This is a genomic window from Segniliparus sp., from assembly GCF_051660745.1.
In the GTDB taxonomy this organism is placed as follows: domain Bacteria; phylum Actinomycetota; class Actinomycetes; order Mycobacteriales; family Mycobacteriaceae; genus Segniliparus.
Genome location: NZ_JBOFQF010000023.1, coordinates 37834 through 57882, shown reverse-complemented (window position 1 = coordinate 57882; position 20049 = coordinate 37834). Strand labels below are relative to the sequence as shown.

Genomic DNA, 20049 nt, shown 5'->3' with positions numbered 1-20049 from the left:
CCCACGCCCTCACGCCCCCCGGTCCATCGTCGCGGCGATCTCCGCGCCCGCGTCGTCGTCCGTGCACTCGGTGAGGTCCGCGCACCCGCGCAGGGCGTCCCCGAAACCCCGCACCGCGCCCGAGTAGTTCCCCAGCACCTGCCCCGTGCCGTCCGCCACCGACGAGCACGCGGACGTGTAGGCGTCCCAACCGGCCATCGCGTCCCGCGCGGCCTGCTGGTACTGCGCCGGGTACGCCATCACGTTCGGCGCGCCGCTGACCACCACCTGCCCCGCGAGGTCGTCCGTGCTCTTCGCCGCAGCCCGCAGCGCCTCAATGTTCACTTGCATGCTGTTCCCTCCTGAGCAGTGCCCTCGGCTACTAGGCGTCCCATGATCCCTCTTCCTCCAACAACCGCCGCGCCTGCTCCTGCTCGGCATCTGCGCGTTCTGCCTCGGCCTCCGCGACCTCTTGCGCGCTCACCGCGCCGATCACATCCGGGCCTGCCACCGGCAGATCCCCGCCGAACAATTCCTGCCCGTGCTGCTCGCCCCGCAGGTAGTCGGCGGTCTTGTGCTCCTTCTCCGCCGCCCGTCCAGCGCCAGCGCCGCCCATGCCCCCGAAACCACCCATGCCGCCGCCCTGGCCCGCGCCAGCACCGGCGAGGCCGTTCACGTTCACCACCGGCCTACCGGCCATCGCGCCGCCGACACCGGACTTCGCGGACAGGGACCGCTCGTGATCCCCGCCGCCGAGCGTCCCGACACCGCCGCCGAGACCGGAACCCCCGCCGGATGAGCCGAGGAGCGAGTCACCCGCGCTCATCGCGTGCGTGGCCCCCGACTCCGAGGAATCGAAACCAGAACTCGAGGACGGGGTGCCCGAAGCTGGCGCACCGCCGAACGGCGAACCCCCGCCCGCGCCGCCACCAGCGCCCGAGCCTTTGCCATCGCCCGATCCGCCGCCGCTCCCAGCGCCGCCGCCCGAACCGGCCCCAGCGCTTTGCCCGTCGCCAGCGGGCTTGCCTTCGCCCTCCGCTTCTGGTTGCTGCGCGCCGCTGGTCGTGCCGTCCTGCGCTTGGGGTTTCGCCGCGACAGGCGTGGCGGCCGATCCGCTCTCAGGCGCTCCGCCCGACGAGGCAGCGCCGCCTGCGGACGGTTTGGTTTGGATCTGAGACGCGCCGTCCGGGGTGTCGCCACGGTCCTCGCTCGGCGTCGACGGGATACGGCCGGGGTAGTCGAGCGAGGGGTATTCGGGCTCGCCAGGCTCGTGGTAGTGGTTCTGCAACGCCCGTGCCACGGCCTTCACCTGATCCATAGGCGACACCCCTGCCACGCACTGGCTGTTCTGATCCACCACCGACTTCGCCGTTGTAGCGGACTCCGCGACGGCCTGCACCTGCTGCACATGCTCGCCGATGACCTCCGCCGTCGTCTTGGCCCCCGTCGCCAAATCCTCCACCTCCCCACGAGTCGCGTCCCCGGCCTTGCCGACCCAATGCCGTGACTCGACGCTCTTGTGGAGGGTCTGCAATGTGTCCGCGATCCGTGAGCCGACCTGCTGGGCCACCTGCGCCACCTGGCTCGTGATCGCGTCAGGCTGCAAACTCGCCCCGACTCCCAGGTTCTCGATGAAATCACTGGCCGGATCGGCCATGAAATTCTTCTCACTCATCGGAGCCACCTCGCAATCGTCGTCGGCTTGAGAGTGCCCTCGGGAATGTTGCCGATTTTGGCATCGACCCCGAGCGGTTCCAGACCGCTGGGCTGTCCAGTGAGCTCACCGTCATGGTCAGTCCCGCACATACCGTAGTACTCCTTTGACTCAAGCGTCTTGTGGAAAGGAGTATCTGGGTGCGCCCTACGCTCGGCTTCTGCGGGCACAGTGACATTGATGATTCGATCTGGGCCCGTGCCGGGATCAGTCACCGGGATATGGGCGAATCCTTCTCCTCCGGTCCCTCTTTGGAATCCGATAAATCCCCCCAAAGAGTCCACTGCCCAGTTGCTCCAGGTGGCGTTCGGTTCTGCGTCAACGACGATCTCCTCCGACAGCTTCCACCACACGCCGCAGCTCTCTTTCTTGAGGAAATCGGTCTGGTCAGGTGGGTCGCCGTCGAGCTTTTCGAAGCTTTTAGCTATCAGGGTGAGGGTGATGCCGCCTTTGCGGAAGGCCACCGGCTCGCCGAGCTTGAGATTGAGGACGGGTTTACCCGCCGTCTCTGGGGTGACCAGGTTCTTCGGCGCTGGCGCTGCGGAAGCTGGTGTCGAGTTGCCCGTGTTGGTGGTCCCGGTCGGGCTGGCGGCTCCTCCGCGTTGGCATCCTGCGGCGAGGAGCGCCATAAGGGCGAGCGGGACGGCGACGTTGTTTTTCATGGCGGTTCTCATTCGAATCCTGTGAGGTGGCCCTGGTTGCCCGCATTGGGATTGATCTTCGCCAACTCGGTTTTGCTGTCGAAATCCGCGCCGAAGATGGCATGAATTCTTGCCTCCGCCGCTTTCTTCCGCTCTAACGTGGCGGCGAGCGTGTCCTTGGCGTATTGGGCGATGTTCTCGCCGTTCAGCCGCGCCCGCTCCTGAGACTTCTTGCCCTCCGCGCCCGAGCCGAACGCATCCGGTGGTGTCTCAAGTTTTTGAGCAAATTCAACAATCTCCCTCAGCTCTTCGATTGCTGTGTCGAAGTCGTTGAGGATGAGAGCGGCGTCCTCGCGACTGAGTTCCACGTCGGCCATGCTCTAGTGGGTTCCTCTCCGTGATCGTTGTGTCAAGTATGGGCGCTCGGGCATGGTGGCGTTCATCTGGCCTTCCAATAGCTCTGCGCCGGGTCGGGCAACTGCGCGATCATGCGGACGGGCAGGTCGCGGTCCCCGTCCGCCTCTTTCGCCCGGATCGCGAGATAGGCGAGGTCGTGGACGAAACCGGGGTCCTGGGCGAGCTGCGCCTGGCCCCATCGCTCCAAGCCGGCGAGGGCGATCAGCGCGCGGTGGTAGGCGAGGAAGCCTTGGAAGTGGATCGGGGAGCGCTGCGCCTCGGGGAGGGCTTGGACTTGGGCGAGGTTGCGCCAGGTCTGCGCGCCGAGCTGCGCCCCGTCCTCGCACGCAGCGAGGTACGCCCGCTGCGAGACCGTGCGGCGGTCTTTGATCTCCTGGCGCACTGCGGTGAAGCCCTCCCAGCTCTGCGCCCCCGAACCCTCGACGATGTCCGCGACCCAGTCCAGCGCACGGGCGCGGGCCTCCACCGCCCACGGCCCCGCCAAAAGTTCCGTGATCCTGTTGTAGAGGTCGGGGGTGAAGTACTGCAACGGGTGCGCCGAGCCGCCCTCGGGCTCCACCAGCGGCCCCGCCGCCGCCACGAGGAACGGGGCTTCGACCGCCTCCGCGCCGGTCAAATGGCCGTTGGTGTCCTGGATGGCGCGGCGGGCGTACTCGGTCGCCGGGTAGGTGACAGCCATGCCGACGAGCGAGTACGTGAGCCCGTGCGCCGCGAAGAGATCGCGTTGCTGCTCGAAATGCCGCCGCGCCCCATGCACGAGGTCGTCGCCGCCGAGCAGCGCGACGTGCACAACAGGGTCGGCAGCGTGCTCCCACCCCGGCCACGCCCGCACCGGCAGCCGCTTCCCCAGCACCCCCGGCCCGAGGTTCGAGTAGACGAACGTCCTATCCAAGCCTTCCGAGTCCAAATGCCGCGAGAGCAGGTACTTCGGCTCGCCTGTCGGCGCGAGACCGCGCGCGGGGAACACGTCGGGCTGCGCGCCGAGCCACTTCGCCCACCGAGCCAACACGCTCTTATGGTCCTGGGGCAGCTCCTCCGCGCGGCGGTCCCCGAAGAACCCGTCGTCGCCGTGGTAGCCGTGAGCGCCCCCGGCCCGGTACTGCTCCTCGACGTTCGCGAGGTTCAAAGCCTGCCCGGTCATCGAGCCCGCCGCGCCCATCGTCGCCGCGTCGCTCGACTCCTGTAGGTCGATGTTCGTCACGTCGTCGGGGACCGCGAGGTCTGCGGCCTGCGCCTCGGTCGAGGCCGGACTCGTGTCGTGCTCTAAGACGGCGGACCCGGACTGTGCGGACGTCGTGGCCGCCGGATCGCCGCTCGGGTGGTCCTCAGGAGGCGGGGGCCAGGAATGCTCCGGGCGTTCGGGCTGATCGGCGCGGTGGCCTGAGTCGGGCGTGCCGCTGGGCGCGGGGGCCTGCGACTCGGGTTGCGCGGGCCACGCGTTCTCATGGTGCTCGAACGCGCTCGCATCGGCGGCCCCTCGCCATTCCGTCTCGGCAGGCCGAACTGGGCTCGCTGGCTGGGGTTCGGCGGCGGCGTTTCTAGCGGACGGCCCGTCGACCTCGTCCAGATCGACGTGCCCGACGACGATTTCTTCCTCGTGGAGTTTGTCGTGCTCGCGGATCTTCGCCGTGAAGAACGTCTCGGCCTTGTCCGCTCTGGCTTTCGCGGCGGCTTGGGCCTTCTCGAGGCTCTTGGCGGCGAGCTTCTGCACCCATCGAGCGTTCGCGGTCTGTTTGAGCAGCACGTCCCAGGACTCTTGCTCGGACTGGGCGTAGGCGCCGAGGATGCTGAGATCGACCTTCGCCTCGCGGATCTCCTGCGCGGCCTCGTCCAGGATCGCGGCGGTCTTCTCGCAGCGCTCCGCGTGGACGTGCAGGGCTGTGGAGTCGCAGCGCAGCGCCTCCGGCCCCGCGTCCAACCCGCCCCCGGCGTGGTTGTCCTCCAACCGGCCCGCGTGGGAATGGATCTCGTCGCCGCTCGCGCGCTCCAGATCCGCCACGGTGCGCAGCGTTTGGGCGAAGTCCGCGAGCTCACACTCGTTGACGCCGAGCCACACGGGCTCCGCGACCAGTTTCTGCACCTCGCCCCACGGCTCCGGGTAGGGGCGCGACCCGATCTCACTCACCCGAGCCTCCCTTGCATCCGGAGCTCGTCTATCGCGGCGGCTTTGCGGCGCTCCAGATCGGCATCGGTCTCCGCCTGTTGGCGCTCGCGCTCCTCCTCGCGGCGCTTCTGCTCGGTCACGAAGTCGTGCCTCGTGCATTGCAGGTCCATGAGGAATTCTTTGAGCTGTTCGAAGTCCTCGGCCATCTCGTCCGGCCAGTCCGGCAAGCCCCGCGTGAAGTCGACCTCGACCCGCTCGTCGTCGGCCAGAGCCTCCCCGACCCCGGCGGTCGCGTCCACGAGCTGACGGGCGAGCTGGTTGGCCCACTTCTGCGCCTCGATCCCCGCCGCCCGCAGTCCCCAGCAAGCCAGCTTCGCCGCTTCCGAGTAACGCGCGGAGGTCATCGACACGGGCAGGTCCCGGCCGTCGAGCACCACCGACATCGCGCCCGCCCCGGTCTCGGCCATCAGCTCCACATGCGCGACCCGGTCGCTATGGCGTTTGAGGAACGCCAGTGCTCCTGTATCGCCCTCCACAGCCTGCTTCGCCTTCTCGAGGAAGTCAACGCGCCCCGGCAGCGTGCGGCACCCGGCAGGCGCTTCGAGGTCGAAACCGCTCGTCTCCGCCGCGTCCGCAGGCTTCATACGGGGATCGTCCGCCAGACGCTCATACAGGTCGTAGCGCTCCACCGCCTTCGCCGCCGCCCACTCCATGCACTCCCCGAACTCGCGCGGGAACCCCGAGACCGCGAGCAGCGGCTCCTGGCTGCGGAACACCCTCGATCCGGAAGAGCCCAACCGCACCAAGGGCGGAGTCCCAGACAACTGCACCGACCCCGACACCTTCGGGTGCTTGAACGAGACGAACCCGAGCCGGAAAACCGTCGCGATATCCTCGCGCAGCGCGGCGTTCTCCTTCGCTCCGTCCCACACCGCCATCTCTCGCGGATCGCGCCGCCCCGCGTCCGGAACTTCCGCCGTCTCGGTTTTCACGCGCCAACCCCGCCGATCCGCGAGCCAGCCGACTTCAATCCATATTCGGCCTCGAAATCGGTCTCCCGCACCAATGCCACCCCGGAGAACACGTTCTGAACCGTGCCGACCGTCCGGGCCGCGCCAGCCAATCGCAGTTCCTCCAGTCGGGCCTTCGCCGATCTCGCCAGCTCCTGCGCGCGGCGACCGGCTTCGTCGGCCGCGCCCTCGAAATCCGACGAGTCCGCGATCTTGTCCGCCAAGAGCTGGTGGCGCTCCCCAAGCGACTTCAACACAGCCCGGCACACCGACTCCGACTCCTCCGAGTCCAGCGAGAAACCACCTTGATCAGACACGCGGCATCCCTGTAAGGACGACGGGCCGCGTGGGCAGTCCGCAACGACGTAAGACCACAAGGCCTCCAAGGTCGGGCTGAGCGCGAGGGTTTCCGCTCCTCCGCGCATCAGCGATCTTGCTCAGCACTCTAGTCGCTGTCGAGTGATCGAGCAACATGACAATCTCGAAATCTTCTGCCGCAGAATTTCCGGGAATTCGCCAAAATTCTGACTGCGGAGCATACGAAGAGACACACATTTTAGAACAGGCAAAGCTTGATCGGAGTAAAGAAAGTCCTCACCACTTTGCCGCTTGATCGGAGTAAAGAAAGTCCTCACCACTTTGCCGCTTGATCGGAGTAAAGAAAGTCCTCACCACTTTGCCGCTTGATCGGTCTCACCAGCTCAAATCAGCCAGGAGGTCAGGACCGTTGGCAATGGGCGCAAGGGGGCCGAGCCGCAGGGAGCGCTAGCGGACGGCGGCGAGGCACACGCGGCGACGGTTGCCAACGGAGCACTTCAAGCTGGTTAATTATGAGATATGCCATAGCCGCGCTTGGCGGTACAGCGGTGGAATGTCTCGCTTCACGCCAGATCGAGCGAGCGCATGGCCGATTGGTGTGGTTATTCTGCGATAGCCTGGCGAACGAGGTCGAGAAGTGCTGGCGAGATACCGGGAGCTGCAGCGACAGTGGTTGTCGAGCTGTAGCTGTGCGATGCGCCGCTCGTGTCGGTGACGAGGGCTCCGGCTTCTCGGGCGATGATGACTCCAGCGGCGGTGTCCCAGGGCTTGTTGGAGAGGATGACGCATGCGTCGGTGCGGCCTTCGGCGACCCAAGCGAGGTCGAGCGTGGCGGCGCCGAACATCCTGACACGCTCCACGTTCTCGGCAAGGGCTGCGGTGAGGGCGATCCTCTGTTTGTTTTTCTGGGTGGCTTCCTCGCCCACGGCGTAGTCTCCGATGGAGACTATCGAATTGCGCAGACTCGCCGTCTGGCTCGCCCGTATCCGGTGCCCGTCTGAGTAAGCGCCTTCGTTTTTGACCGCGTTGTAGCGGAGGTTGAGGAACGGCGCGGCGATGACTCCGACGATGGGCTCGCCTCGTTCGAGCAAGGCCAAAGAGACGGAACACAGCGGGAGCGCGTGGGCGAAATTCGACGTGCCGTCGATGGGGTCGAGGGTCCACACCAGATCTTCGGAGAGTGGGTCGGCCGATTTTGTGACCGACTCCTCGCCGAGGAAGCCGATTTCCGGCGTGGTCTCTTCGAGGTATTCGCTGATCGCCCGCTGGATGTCGAGATCCACATTCGTGACGAAATCCCTGTCGCCTTTGCTCTGCACGGAAACGCCGTGGGAGAATTCTTTCCTCGCCTGGGTAAGAAGTCTCACGCCGATGTCGACAGCGGTATGAGCCGTCACGAGCAGGTCCATGGGGTCGGTCATGCTTCTATCTCCTTGCCGCGCTCCCACAGCGAGTCGAAAACCTGCGTGAACGTGTCGTACAGCCCTTTTCGGTCGGGCTCGTTCCTCACGATGAACGTAGGCGATTCTAGTCCTCGGGCGTGGGGCAGGTAGGGCTGGACGATGCACACCGAGTTGTCGATCACGGTGACGTTGAACCGGACGGGCTCGTCGTAGACCCGGATGAGCAGCTGGCCGGGGGCATCGGCGGGAAGCTTCTTGCGGACCCGCCGCAACGTCTGGATGTTCAAGGACGTCAGGTGCGAGAGCACGCCTTCCTCGTGGTCCTCCTCTTGCTCTCGTTCTTTGATGTGCTTGCCGTCGGGGTCGAGGAAGAGGCACTTGACCGTCGCCCCGTTCGACAGCGACTGTCGCAGCCTGCCGTCCGGGTACTGCTGGCAGATGATGTTGAGCGAGAGGCCGACGGCCCGGATCTCTTGAGCGCCGTTGAACAGGTGCTGCGGCGGGTAGTCGTGCATGAAGTCGGAGCGGGTCACGAAGACTTCGACGAGGTCTGCGGTCCCCGCCCTGTTCAGGGCGGCTTCCTCCGCGAGCGCGACGGCCCCCAGGTTCTTCGGAGCGTCCGCCGAGGCGGGGATGTCGCCGGTGTACTCCTGGAACAACTGCTCGGCGGTCCAACCGAGGAACATGCTCTCCAGGACGCGGCAGTTGTCGGCGTACGGGAGTCCTTTGATGTCGCCGTTGAACCAGCGGTTGAGCTGCGCGCTGCTCGGGGCGTTCGCGGCCAGGCTCGGATCGAGCTGTCGCGCTTGTTTCTTGTACTCGCGGGAGAACGACGCATGCGTTTGGATATGACGCTTTTGCGCGAGGGCTTTCAGCGCGTTCAACCCGTTCCCTTTCCACTGATTCTGTCCAGCAGCGTAGCACAGAAGAGGCAAGACGAGAAGGGACGATGAAAAGATGATCCGAAGAAGTCGGAGAAGATGAAGAGAAGCTATTTAGACGAGAAAAAACAGCCGGTAGACCTGTTTATGCGCGGCTCGAAACGAGTCGCGTTCGCCGAATAAGCGAATAAATCAGAGCCCGAAAATTTCATCTGAAACGGGCGACGGATAAAAGGAACAGGTACGGAAATGAAGTTGAGAATCGACACCGAGGGCGTCGGATTTTTCTGCACGAAAGCGCCGGAGCAACGGACGGCGCACAACACCGGAGCGCCGAGGCTGGACCGGGAGACCGGCCTGCCGCTGTGGCAGGTGCAGGTGATGGCGCTCGACTCCTCCGGGGGCGAGGTCGTCGCGATCACGGTCGCGGGACAGCCGAACGTCGTCGTCGGCTCTCCGGTGAAGGTGGAGGGTTTGACCGCCTTGCCGTGGAGCCAAGAAGGCCGTTCCGGCGTGGCGTTCCGCGCGGAGTCCATCCGTTCGGCCGGGGACCCGGTGGCGGGGATCATCACCCCGAACCGCCCTGCCTCGCCAAGCGGCGGCTCCTCCGGTCCAGTGCGCCCCGCCGCGTAGTCACTCCTCTCGGGGCAGCCGGGCTCCGTGACTCCGGGGTCCGGCTGCCCCGTCCTTCGACTTACTTCTCTTCGATTTGAAAGGCTCAGGTGTCGCTGATCATGGCGAACAATTCGAACAACAAACCCAAGGAGCAGAGCGCGGGCGACGCTTTGCTCGAAGACGTGCTCACCGCTGTGGGCACAACTCTGTTCTATCTTTTGAAGTGGGCAGTGCTGTTCCCAGCGGTCAGCGCCCCTGTCGTCCTGGCCCTGGCTATCGGGGTCAAATACGGCCTCCGGCTGGGAGGGCTGTCGGCGTGGGTGCTGCTGTGCGCCTACACGGCGTGGGGTTTTCTGCACCCGGCTTCATTCCGCTCGGTCGTGTGGTGGCCGATGGCGGTCCGCTGGCGCAAGTGGTCCCGTTATGAGCGGCGTTGGGCCGTGGTGATGGAGATGAGCGGTTTGACGGCCAAGCTCGACGGGAAGACCGTCGTGCCCCGGCTGCAGGCCATCGGCATCACCAAGACGACGGACACCCTCGTGGTGCGGTTGCTGGCCGGTCAGTCGGTGGCGGACTGGCAGCGTCAGGCCGATGCGCTCTCGCACACGTTCGGCGCGTCACGGCTCGTGGTCCGCTCGACCAAGCCGGGAGAGGTCGTCATCCAGGTCCATCGCGCAGACTCGTTGGCGCAGATCGTGCCGGTCCCCACGCCGCAAAAAGCCCCCGATCTTCTGGCGCTGCCGGTAGGAGTCGCCGAGAACGGCAGACCGTGGACGCTACGCCTCCTCGGACGGCACGTCCTGGTCGCTGGAGCTACGGGAGCCGGGAAAGGCTCGGTGCTCTGGTCCCTGCTCGTCGCCGCGTCCCCCGTGGTGTGGGAAGGCAGGGCACAAGTGTGGGTGATCGATCCGAAAGGCGGGATGGAGTTCGGAGCCGGTGCGCCGATGTTTGCCAGATTCGCACACGACAACGGTGAAGCGGCTCTTACCCTGCTCCGCGACGCCGCCCGGACGATGACAGACCGAGCGGAACGGATGCGCGGGCGCACGCGCCAGCACGTCCCCACAAAAGACGAGCCACTGATCCTGCTCGTGGTCGATGAGATAGCGTCCTTGACCACCTATCAGACCGACCGAAAAGTCAAGGCAGAGATAGAGCAGCTGCTCGGCCTCGTCCTCACCCAAGGCCGCGCGGTCGGCGTGTCCGTGCTCGCCGCTGTGCAAGACCCCTCGAAAGAAACCCTGTCCGTGCGCCAGCTCTTCCCGACCCGGATCGCCCTGCGGCTCTCGGAGCCCACGCAAGCCGCGATGGTGCTCGGCCAAGCCGCCAGAGACCGTGGGGCGCTCGCGGACCTGATACCGGAGTCCACCCCCGGCGTCGGATACGTCCAGGAGGAAGAGCACGCGGAGACCACCAGAGTGCGGGCGTTCCACGTCTCGGATCAGATGATCGACCGGCTGGCGCAAGCGTTCGCCGCAAAGAAACAGGCCGGTGGGCGATGAGCACGCCGAACGCGCGAGGCCGTATGCCGCAGATACAGATCCCCGGCATGGAGCTTCCCGGCATGCGCCAAGCGGTCAAGGGAGAGGCGGTGCTCGGACAGATGCTCCGCCGCGCCGCCTCTCCCGGCTACGGCGATTGGGAAGCCCTCGCCTCCTCGGTTGGATGGTGCGCCTGCCCGGTCCAGCTCGCCGGAACCGATGACGATGGGAAATCCCTCGTGGCATTCTCCCGCTGCAACAACCGCCGCGCCGCCGTCTGCCCGTCCTGCTCCCGGCTCTACGGCGGCGACGTGTACCAGCTCGTCCACGCCGGCCTGTTCGGCGGGCGGCACAATATCCCCGAGACCGTGGCGTTGCACCCGAGAGTGTTCGCCACGCTCACTGCTCCCAGCTTCGGCCAAGTCCACACTGCGAGGATGGACGGTCAATGCCACCACCACGCCTGGGCTGGGCGGCGGCGTTGCCCGCACAAGCGCCCCGTCTGGTGCGACATGCGGCACGGCAAAACCGATCCGATCCTCGGCGAGCCGTTGTGCCTGGACTGCTACGACCACACAGGGCACGCCCTGTTCTCCTGGAATCTGCCCGAGCTCTGGCGACGCTACACCATCCGTCTGCGTCGTCTGCTCGCCCAACGGCTCCGCGACATGGGCGAACGCCCTGGCGACATTAAATTAATGTTCGTCAAGATCGCAGAGCCCCAACGCCGTGGACTGCCGCATCTGCACGCCGTGATCCGTCTCGACGCGGCGGCACCGGTAGGAGAAGCGCTCCGGCCGCCTGCCACCCGGCTCACCGCGCACGACCTCGCTGCACTGGTCAGACGCGCCGCGAGCGAAGTCTCCGTCCCCGCGAGCGACGGAACCAAGCAAGCCCGCGCGGCGCGATTCGGGAAACAGATCGACGCGCAGCACATCGAACCCGACATCCCTAATACGGAAGGGATCACAAGTCGGAAAATCGCCGGATACCTCGCGAAATACGTCACCAAATCCGTTGTCGACATCGGCGTGAGCCCCGTCAGGATCACCCCGGCCTCTATCGAGCATCTCGCCGCGAGCGAGCACGTCAAACGCATTCTCCATACGCTCGTCTCGCTCTCTGCGATTCCCGACAACGACGGCATGTGCGACTGGCTGCACACCCTCGGCTACAGGGGCCATATCGCCACTAAATCACGCGGCTACTCCACCACCATGACCAAGCTCCGAGCTGGACGAGCAGCCTGGCACACCGACCAACGCCAAGACGACATCGCAGAGCCGGAAGAAGCCGATCAGAGCCGAGACTCGACCGATTGGGAAGTTCGACGGATCGGGCACGCCACCATCGGAGACCGCGTGCTCGCCCTCACCAAATCTGCCCAGCAACGCGAGAGCCAACATGTCGCCCGCGATGCGCTCAGCGACCAGCAGAGCTGGGGGTAGCAGTGAGCCGCAAGATCGAGAAACCGCCGGAAACTATCGCAGGGGTGGACCGCGCATGCTTCGACACCTGGCTCGCCGCATCCTGCGAGAGACAAGGGGTGCCAGTGATCATCACCGATCTCGGTATCGTCCATCAGATCGTCGTGCTCTTAGGGCGACGGACCAAAACCAGTAAATACCCTCAGCAGCGTTCGCTCACACAGATTGCTCAGCTAGCGGCATGATGATCGTATTGTGATCAGTCTGGCTTGCCGCAACCAAACGGGCAACCGGATCGGTAACGGGTTCTTCTGCGAAGTTCGGTAGCCCACTCGTGGCCGCATGTGGAGCAGAGCCACCAAATCTCCTTATGACTGTAGGCGCCAGTAGATTCTGGAGTTAAGATACCGTTCCTGTCTGGATGCCAGTCTGCGGCAACTTGAGGAAATATAGCTGCTAAAGATCGATTGGCCATAGGGGCGTTTCGCGCAAGAGCTGAAGACTCTTTGCCGCAAACCGGACATCCGCATCCATTTGAGCGACTATACACAGCAGCCTTCCAGCTATGGGAGCACTGCTTGCATCGCCACCAAGCTTTATAGGCATTTCCTGGTGTCACATCGCCTGGAGTAATATCCCCATTTTTAACCGAATCCCACTCTTCTGCAAGGCTCGGATTTTCCGTTTTCAGAGATCGGCTTAGGTGGCGTTTGAATGATCGCTCCGCCTCCGCGGCGCCCCATGGCTCATCCGCAATAAGATACTCTTGGAGTCGATCAGCCTCGAAACCAAGCTCGTAAAGCTTTTTGAGTGTCATTTTCGCACGAGTTAAAGCATTCGAAAAAATAGGTACCACTACATCGTTTTCACCGATTAACGGAAGCGCCTCTCTAATTCTAATAACGGTCCATCCCAGCGCCGAAAGAGTTCTGGTCTTATTCTCGTCTTTCAAAATATTAGACTTTTGTTTATGAAAACGATTACCATCGAATTCCAAGATGACCTTCCATCGCGATACGATCATGTCACAATGGAGAGATCTTCGTGCGCCTGGGGCAAAGATCTCCTGGTTGCCGTCTATGGGAACCCCCGCTGCCACTAGCTCGCACCTGAGTCGAATTTCTTCTTTGCTCGTTCCCCATAAAGAACACTTGGGGCATCCGGATCGAATCCTATTATTTACATATGCATGCCATTCATGCCCTTTTTCGCAGAGCCACCAGATTTTTTGCCCACTGGTACCGCTTACCCGATCTGGAGTCAACTCGCCATTTAGTACAGGGTGCCATTCTTTGATCAAATTAGGATGCTTCTCCGCCAAGGAACGCTTAGGCTTTGGTACCCTGAGCCTCGATGCCAGCAACCGGCCCGCACATCGTCTGCACCCGTATCCTTTTGCTCGGCTTCCGATCACCGCCTGCCATTCGTTATTACAGGCAGCGCAAATCCACCACGCCTTTTTGCCGCTCTTTGCCGATATATCACCTGGCGTGATAGGAAGGTTCAGCGAAGGGTGCCACTCTGCCGCAAGCTCAGGGGACCGCTCGGCGAGGGACTCCCCAGGCCGAGGGGTAGCATTCCGCTGTCCAGCTCGTTTACGTCCACATACAGGGCAGCCGCACCCTCTCGTGCGGCTGCCGATAACCGCATGCCACTCGTGACCGCAGACGGAACACAGCCACCATGCCTTTTTGTTGCTAGCATAGCCGAAATCATCTGGCGCCGATACCCCGTTTAATGTGGGATGCCATTCAAGCGCGATATCGGGGGCGCGATCCTGTAACGTGCACCCCGTTTTCGGAGGCTTTCTCTCAATGGAATTCGAGAAAACTGAGGATTCGAGGGTTTGTTTCTGATCAGAAGATCTGCGATTTCCCATTATGGAGGCTTCGGGCATACAGTTAGCGCTAATCCGTAGCTTGTCCTCCCTCTCCAAAGCGTATTCATTTTTTATTTCACTCGAAGTCTTGCCTTTGAATCTAGCACTTTTATTCACCCTGGAGCAAGGTGGGCATCCTCGCCCACTGCTTCGACTCGCTATAACCGCTTCCCATTCGTGCCCGCATCGTTTGCAGAGCCACCACGCTTTGGAGCCACTGCTATTATTCACGTGATTTGGTGTCAGGCTTCCGTTTCGCAAGGGATGCCATTCTGCGGCAATAACTGGGGTCCGCTCCGCAAGTGAACGCCCCGGCTTCGGGATGCTATTGAGCTGACTGCTTGACCGTAGCCCGCAAGGCGGACATCCGACACCCCTTGTTCTATTTCCCACAAGGGCTTTCCACTCGTATCCGCAGTGCTGGCATCTCCACCAGAATTTTTGATTCGCTCCAAAGCTTACTGCATCAGGAGTTACTCCTTCATTTCTCTCTGGATGCCATTCTGTGGCAATCTCAGGAAAACGATCAGCAAGCGAACTGCCATTCTTTGGAGTAGCGCGGTCTTTGATTGAGCATCTTCGGCATGAACGTCCTTTAATCTTGTGGCATACCGCAACCGACAATGCCTCCCCGCACGTTTTGCACTGCCACCATACTCTCTTGTTGCTGGAGTGGCCAATCATGGATGGCATCAAGTCACCATTTAAGGCCGGGTGCCATTCTGCTGCTACCTCCGGGTATCGCTCTGCAAGTGAGCCCCCCGGTTTCGGAATTCTATTTTTGATGCTTCTGTCCAGAATGGCACAGTTCGGGCAACCGTGACCTTGGGACCTACTGTTTACTCTGGCTTCCCAAACATGGCCGCACACTGCTCCTAGCCACCATGCTCTGTACTTGCTGGAGTAAGAAATGTCCTTCGGTGTTAGATCCCCGTTTAACTCAGGATGCCAGTCTGGCACGACTTCTGGGCATTTCTCCATGAGAGAATTTCCTGGATCTGGTATTTTTACCTTAACAGTCATCCGAGAACCAGCTTTGAGATCTCCCGCATCCGCTCGCGAAGATCGGTTATCTCATGATGCTCCATGCTAATGGTGCGCTCCCTTTGCTCTCGTTCAATGTCTGCGGCCACCCACGAACGCAAAGTGCTCTGCGCTATGCCGAAAATCTTAGCGACCTGCGTCGATGGCTGCACTCCTGAGCGGACCAGCTCCACCGCTCTGGAACGGAAATCCGCAGAATACCCCCGTGGCATGGGCGTTCCTTCCTATTAATCCGAGATCATGTATGCAGCTTTCACCATAGGACATCCGGGATTAGACGTCAATCAATCAATATTTTTTCGATGTACAGAGGATTAACTATCGCAGTATCTGCCTGGCGATGACTGGCTCCATCACACGCGCCAACGTGGCCGCACTCGGTTGATGTCAAAGACCCAGCCGCCTTTGCCGGGGGCGATGACGGCGTGGTCAAGCACCGCTTTCACGATGGCGTGGCGGCGTTCGAAGGGCAGATCCGCCCATTGGCCTCGTAGTTCGCCGCCCTTGCCAGCCAACCCGTGCAGCGCCGTGTTGCCGGTGGAGTGGGCGAGTTGGCGCTCTGTGTCCCGGATGCGGGCTTGGATCGGGTTGCGCGCTGCGATCCACTCCCGAGCGGTGAGCGCGTTATCCGCGTACAGCCCCGCCAACTCCTCAAGCTTGCGCTGATCGGCGGCCAGCTTCTCCGACAAGACTGTGACTTCTTGGTCTTCGTTCTCTCGACCGGCCATTGCCTTTGCCACCGCAGGGGAGTCCAGGCGGGTGAGCACCGCTTCCACAATCAGCTCCTCCACTGGGTTCGCCACCACGGCCAGCTTCCCGCACCCTTTCCAGCCGGGACGGGAGAGGCAGATATAGCGGCGGCTCTTCTTATTGCCCCCGGATGTGACCGTCTCGCGTGAGTGCGAGTACAGCGGTGCTTCGCACTTCCCGCACGTCAAAAGCCCCGACAGCAGGTGCGTGCGCGGAGTGCGGCGACCAAGCTTGCGCTGCACGGCAAGCCTCGCCAAGACCTGCTCGCGCTGCTCGACGGTGATGATCGGCTCCCACACCGCCGTGGCCACCACTTGCCCCCGATGCTCCCGAAGCCCCGCGATCCGGCCCGAGACGAACACCTGGCGCAACGAGTTGCCGCTCCACTGACCGTCTTTTGGAGTAGGAACCTCTATCTCATTCAACCACTTCGCCAGCGAGTAGATCGACTCCCCTGCGATATACCGCTCCACGGCCTCGCGCAGCACCACGGCCTCCGACTCGCGAACCGTGATCATGTCCGGCTCGTATCCGAACGCCCTCGCCCACCCGCCCGGCTGTCCGGCAGCGGCGGTCTGCTCCCACTTCCGCTTCATCCGCGCCGACTTGCGCCCGGACTCCTTGGCTGCGAATGCCGCGAAAATCCGCGCCATGAACAACCCGTCGTCGTTGCCGAGGTCGATGTCCGCCGTCACCGTCGCGACATCCCGCACCCCTGCGGACTCGCACAGCGTGACGAACTCTTCCAGCTCTGAAGGGCGGCGGTGTAGGCGGTCTAGGTTGTAGACGATCACCGCGTCACGGAAACCGGCCTCCAAGTCCGAGATCATCTGCGCGTAGGCGGGTCGCTCCTTGCCTGAGTACGCAGACACGTCGTTGTCAACGTACTCCTGGCCGACTATCCATCCGCGCGACGCGGCCAGCTTCCGGCAGTCCTCCAACTGTCGCTGCACGCCCAACCCCTGCCCGTGCGGATCAGCGGAAATCCGCGCGTACACCGCTGCGGACTTCACGACCCGAGTATCAGAACTCATATGGTCATATTAAGCAGTAACGAGGTTGGACGCGAGGTCCGGGTTGCCGACCGAGAGCGCGGCATGCCCCTTCTCGTCCAGGAGGCCGAGGAAGCGCGGCGGTTTGTTGGGGTCCTGCTGCCCGGTCTTCGGGTCGAGGCTCCGGTCAAGGGTCGCTTGGACGTTCCTGTACCCGTCCAGTTCGTGCTGGACGGTTTTGCATTTCTCTTGCCAGGCCGCCCAGTCTTTCTCATACTGCTCGCCTTGGCCCATTCCGATGGGAACCATGGGCTGGCTCAGACGCAGCGCGTCCCATTCGCGTTGCTTCTGCTCGATGATGTCTTTCAGGTTCTTGCGATTGTAGTAGTCGCGACCACGATGGTCTTCGGGGTCGAAGGGGATGCCGTTGTGGTTGCCGATGTCGTGGTGGCGGGCGTAGATCTCGTTCTTCTCGGTCTCACTGAGCTGGTCCCAGAGGTTTTTGAGCTCCCTCGGGTCGGACGGGACGTCCCTGACACCGTCCGCGATGGCCTTGGCCAGCTCGTGCGCGTTCTTGCGCGGATCGTACGGGGCGTAGGGCTGCCCCTTCGGGTTCAACGCGAGCTTGGAGAGGTCCAAAGCATCTTTGATCTTCCCCGCCCACGTGGTGCCGAGGTCTTCGAGCTGCGCCACGAGGCGTTTGACATCCTCGGCGAACGTGTCGGCCATCATCTGCACGAGCTGCCCGATCTGGTACGGCGCTCCCGACGGGACAGATCCCGGTTTCACGGTCACGGCGAAGTCGTCCGCGACCTGGAACGGCTTGCCGCAGTTCCACATCTTCCCGTCGTTCGTTCCGAGGGTGACGTCTTTGTCCTCAACACCCTGGATGAAGTCGCGCGCCGTTTTCCTGCTGTCGGCGATGAAGCCTTGCGCCTGGTCCAATTGGCCAGCGGCGTTGCCGAGAATGTGCGTGGTGTCCCCGTAGGTGCGACCGACCAGCCCCGCGCGCTGTTGGAGCGCGTCCGAGGCTCGCCCGGTGAACTCCTCACCACCGCCGGGAAAGCGCAAGCGGCGCGGGAACTGGGACTGCTCCGGCTCGTACTTCTGCGCCTTCGTCCGCATCGCCTGCGCCAGCTCCCCCAAGACGGCGGGGTTGAGCGCGTCCAGCAGGGCTCGGGTCAACGGCCCGCTCACCCGGGGATGTCCAGCTTCTCGATAGAGGCTTTCGCGGCCTCGTCGGTCATCTCCACGCCGTCGGCGGCGGCGATCACCGAATGCCCGATGTAGTCCAGCTCGTCCCCGAACCGCGTCTTGAACCCCTCGTAGCCCTCCGCGCACGCGTTCAACGCGTCTTGCAGCGCGAGACCTTTCATACCGTCCGCCGCTGTTCGCAGCGAAGCCGGAGTGTCGTCGCCCTGGAGTTCGTCCTTCGCCGTCAGCACCTCCCGACCGGCCTGCCTGGTCTTCTCGACGTCCAGCCTCATTTTCTGCGTCCTCCCTCTTGGATCTTCTCGACCTCGGCCTCGCGGCGGTTCACCTCACGGGCCTTGCCGTCCAGATACACGGCGATCTTCAAGCCGCCGTGCTCCACCGTGTCGTTCGGCTCCACTGGGGGCAGGCTCTCACGGTACGCCGTCACCCGCTGCTCGATCAGCGCCTCATCGTTCCTCTCCGTCTCGGCCATCCGGTCCAAGTCCGCGAACCGCCCCGTCCCCTCCGCGACCCTATCCGGCCGAGCGGGAGGCTTCGAGTCCTCGAACCAGAACGCGGGGTTCGACGGCGGCGGAGGCGGCGCTATGCGCGCGTTCATCTCCACCGCCCTCTGCGCCAGGTCCGCCTCGTCCTGCTCCGCCAGCTGCTCGGCCACAGCCTGGCTGTAGCCCCGCGCTAGATACTGCTCATAGCTAGGCACGGTCGCTCACCCCGCGCCAGGCGATGCGGTCCATGCGTTCGGCTCCTCCAGTGTCTCGCGGTACCCGGTCATACCGCGTGTTATGCGGAATCTACGCCTAGAACCGGGATCACGCAACCTTTCTTCACTCATTTGGATCGGTAAACTATTTCGAGTCATAATGACGCTCAGCGTTTGCGCCCGGAGCATGGGCGTATGGGATCGGACCGGCAGAACGGCGACGTGTGAGCCGTCGCGTACTGCGCGGCTTCAACCGCCACCGCTTCACAAAAGCCCGCCTCAGCTTCAAACGCAAAGGCATCAGCAACCACGACCTCAGCCGGCTCTCCGGTGTCAGCGAGTCAACGCTACGCAAATGGCAGACCGGCGAGGTCAAACCGAATATAGATAAACTCGTCGCCGCCCTGAATGTGCTTGAGACCCCCGTGAGCGCAGTTGTCGTCGTCCGCGCCGAAGAACGCACCCTGGTCGATCTGCGTGTGCTCGCCGGATTCACCCAACCCCAGCTTGCGAAAGCAGCGGGGATCAGCACGACGACGCTTTCGACCCTCGAGCGAGGCAGCACCCCCCTCAGCTCTGAACGAGCGGAAACGCTCGCGCCGCTGCTGGGCGTGAGCGTCACGGAAATATCGGCCGCGTGGCAACGGGCGCGGGACCGACCTGCCGGCGCCCCGGCCTAGCTGTTCGAGCCGCTCGATTTCTTCCGCTCGATATCGGCCAGCGCCTTCGCCAGCGCCTCGCGCTCGGCGGTTCGGGCCTCCCAGGCTTCCTTGCGGTTCTTCACCACTTTGGCAGGGGCCCCGACCGCGATGGCGAAATCGGGGATCTCGCCCTTGACCACGGCGTGCGCCCCGAGCACGCAGCCCCGTCCGACGATGGTGCCCCGCAGCACGCTGACCTTGGTCGCGATCCAGGTGTCCGGGCCGATCCGCACCGGGCCCTTGACGATGCCCTGGTCTTTGATCGGGACCGTGATGTCGTCGATGACATGGTCGAAGTCGCAGATGTAGCACCAGTCCGCCACCAGCACCGAACCGCCGAGCTCGATGTCGAGATAGCAGTTCACGACGTTGTCCTTGCCGAAGACCGCCTTGTCCCCGATCTTGAGCGACCCGTCGTGCGCGCGGATGGCGTTGCCGTCCCCGATGTGCACCCATCTGCCGATCTCCAGGCGCGCGAGGCCGGGGGTCGCGTGGATCTCCACGCCCTTGCCCAGGAAGACCATCCCCCTGGTGACCACATGCGGGTTCAGGAGCTTGAACTTCGCGAACCGCGCGTAGCGCACCAGGTACCAGGGCGTGTAGGCGCGGTTGCGCAGCACCCAGCGCAGCGAGGCCAGAGTCAGAAATTTCGCCTGCTTCGGATCCCGAAGCCGCTCGCCGCGCCAGCGCTCGCGGAGCGGTGCGTTCCACATGCTCGTCATATCGGGAAAAAGAGTAAAGCAAAGCGCGGTCCCCGCTCCACTTGGCCGGGAAACTC

The 20049-nt window shown here is 63.5% G+C and carries 21 protein-coding genes and 1 pseudogene; 5 read left to right on the top strand and 17 right to left on the bottom strand.

The window, feature by feature from the left end; genetic code table 11:
- Positions 1-9 precede the first annotated feature (9 nt).
- The 9 genes from ACRC20_RS06335 to ACRC20_RS06295 all read right to left on the bottom strand — a co-directional run bounded on the left by ACRC20_RS06335 (position 10) and on the right by ACRC20_RS06295 (position 8470).
- A complete protein-coding gene (locus tag ACRC20_RS06335) occupies positions 10-330 on the bottom strand; it encodes a hypothetical protein (protein WP_438685506.1) in 321 nt (106 codons plus the stop codon).
- Between the two features lie 31 nt (positions 331-361).
- Positions 362-1654, bottom strand: a complete 1293-nt coding sequence (locus tag ACRC20_RS06330; RefSeq protein ID WP_438685505.1) for a hypothetical protein — start codon at positions 1652-1654, stop codon at positions 362-364.
- A complete protein-coding gene (locus ACRC20_RS06325; RefSeq protein ID WP_438685504.1) occupies positions 1651-2355 on the bottom strand; it encodes a hypothetical protein in 705 nt (234 codons plus the stop codon). The genes ACRC20_RS06330 and ACRC20_RS06325 overlap by 4 nt, the downstream gene beginning before the upstream one ends.
- Before the next feature lie 8 nt (positions 2356-2363).
- Positions 2364-2711 carry a hypothetical protein gene (locus tag ACRC20_RS06320; protein WP_438685503.1) on the bottom strand — a complete coding sequence of 116 codons (348 nt, stop codon included), beginning with the start codon at positions 2709-2711 and terminating at the stop codon, positions 2364-2366.
- A 62-nt stretch (positions 2712-2773) separates the two neighbouring features.
- A complete protein-coding gene (locus ACRC20_RS06315; RefSeq protein WP_438685502.1) occupies positions 2774-4876 on the bottom strand; it encodes a hypothetical protein in 2103 nt (700 codons plus the stop codon).
- Positions 4873-5847: a hypothetical protein gene (locus tag ACRC20_RS06310; RefSeq protein WP_438685501.1), complete on the bottom strand. Its 975-nt coding sequence runs from the start codon at positions 5845-5847 to the stop codon at positions 4873-4875. The genes ACRC20_RS06315 and ACRC20_RS06310 overlap by 4 nt, the downstream gene beginning before the upstream one ends.
- A complete protein-coding gene (locus ACRC20_RS06305) occupies positions 5844-6182 on the bottom strand; it encodes a hypothetical protein (RefSeq protein ID WP_438685500.1) in 339 nt (112 codons plus the stop codon). Before ACRC20_RS06305 ends, ACRC20_RS06310 begins: the two co-directional genes overlap by 4 nt.
- Before the next feature lie 603 nt (positions 6183-6785).
- A complete protein-coding gene (locus tag ACRC20_RS06300) occupies positions 6786-7604 on the bottom strand; it encodes an inositol monophosphatase family protein (protein ID WP_438685499.1) in 819 nt (272 codons plus the stop codon).
- Positions 7601-8470 carry a DUF5919 domain-containing protein gene (locus tag ACRC20_RS06295; RefSeq protein WP_438685498.1) on the bottom strand — a complete coding sequence of 290 codons (870 nt, stop codon included), beginning with the start codon at positions 8468-8470 and terminating at the stop codon, positions 7601-7603. Before ACRC20_RS06295 ends, ACRC20_RS06300 begins: the two co-directional genes overlap by 4 nt.
- Before the next feature lie 246 nt (positions 8471-8716).
- On the opposite strand from ACRC20_RS06295, the gene ACRC20_RS06290 reads away from it, so the two are divergent.
- The 4 genes from ACRC20_RS06290 to ACRC20_RS06275 all read left to right on the top strand — a co-directional run bounded on the left by ACRC20_RS06290 (position 8717) and on the right by ACRC20_RS06275 (position 12235).
- Positions 8717-9100: a hypothetical protein gene (locus tag ACRC20_RS06290; protein WP_438685497.1), complete on the top strand. Its 384-nt coding sequence runs from the start codon at positions 8717-8719 to the stop codon at positions 9098-9100.
- A gap of 101 nt (positions 9101-9201) precedes the next feature.
- Positions 9202-10584, top strand: coding sequence for an FtsK/SpoIIIE domain-containing protein (locus tag ACRC20_RS06285; RefSeq protein ID WP_438685496.1), 1383 nt, complete (start codon positions 9202-9204; stop codon positions 10582-10584).
- On the top strand, positions 10581-12011 hold the full coding sequence (locus ACRC20_RS06280; protein WP_438685495.1) for a replication initiator: 1431 nt from the start codon (positions 10581-10583) through the stop codon (positions 12009-12011). The genes ACRC20_RS06285 and ACRC20_RS06280 overlap by 4 nt, the downstream gene beginning before the upstream one ends.
- Before the next feature lie 2 nt (positions 12012-12013).
- Positions 12014-12235: a hypothetical protein gene (locus tag ACRC20_RS06275; RefSeq protein ID WP_438685494.1), complete on the top strand. Its 222-nt coding sequence runs from the start codon at positions 12014-12016 to the stop codon at positions 12233-12235.
- A 14-nt stretch (positions 12236-12249) separates the two neighbouring features.
- Here ACRC20_RS06275 and ACRC20_RS06270 read toward each other — a convergent pair whose 3' ends face one another.
- From ACRC20_RS06270 to ACRC20_RS06240, 7 genes and pseudogenes are all read right to left on the bottom strand, one after another.
- Complete coding sequence (locus tag ACRC20_RS06270) at positions 12250-13014, bottom strand: zinc-ribbon domain-containing protein (protein WP_438685520.1); 765 nt, start codon at positions 13012-13014, stop codon at positions 12250-12252.
- Positions 13015-13146: 132 nt separating this feature from the next.
- Positions 13147-14850, bottom strand: a pseudogene (locus ACRC20_RS06265) (zinc-ribbon domain-containing protein); the annotation flags it as partial.
- Positions 14851-14888: 38 nt separating this feature from the next.
- Positions 14889-15125, bottom strand: coding sequence for a transposase (locus tag ACRC20_RS06260; RefSeq protein ID WP_438685493.1), 237 nt, complete (start codon positions 15123-15125; stop codon positions 14889-14891).
- Between the two features lie 141 nt (positions 15126-15266).
- Complete coding sequence (locus ACRC20_RS06255) at positions 15267-16697, bottom strand: recombinase family protein (protein ID WP_438685492.1); 1431 nt, start codon at positions 16695-16697, stop codon at positions 15267-15269.
- Between the two features lie 9 nt (positions 16698-16706).
- Complete coding sequence (locus ACRC20_RS06250) at positions 16707-17840, bottom strand: hypothetical protein (RefSeq protein WP_438685491.1); 1134 nt, start codon at positions 17838-17840, stop codon at positions 16707-16709.
- Positions 17841-17848: 8 nt separating this feature from the next.
- Complete coding sequence (locus tag ACRC20_RS06245) at positions 17849-18142, bottom strand: hypothetical protein (RefSeq protein WP_438685490.1); 294 nt, start codon at positions 18140-18142, stop codon at positions 17849-17851.
- Entirely contained in the window at positions 18139-18525 is a 387-nt protein-coding gene (locus tag ACRC20_RS06240; protein WP_438685489.1) for a hypothetical protein, read from the bottom strand. The genes ACRC20_RS06245 and ACRC20_RS06240 overlap by 4 nt, the downstream gene beginning before the upstream one ends.
- A 269-nt stretch (positions 18526-18794) precedes the next feature.
- Between ACRC20_RS06240 and ACRC20_RS06235 the strand changes: the two genes are divergently transcribed.
- Positions 18795-19250: a helix-turn-helix domain-containing protein gene (locus ACRC20_RS06235; protein WP_438685488.1), complete on the top strand. Its 456-nt coding sequence runs from the start codon at positions 18795-18797 to the stop codon at positions 19248-19250.
- On the opposite strand, the gene ACRC20_RS06230 is transcribed toward ACRC20_RS06235, so the two are convergent.
- Positions 19247-19993 (bottom strand): acyltransferase, encoded by a 747-nt coding sequence (locus ACRC20_RS06230; RefSeq protein ID WP_438685487.1) that lies wholly within the window; start codon positions 19991-19993, stop codon positions 19247-19249. The two genes, ACRC20_RS06235 and ACRC20_RS06230, sit on opposite strands and share 4 nt — an antisense overlap.
- Positions 19994-20049: the final 56 nt, after the last annotated feature.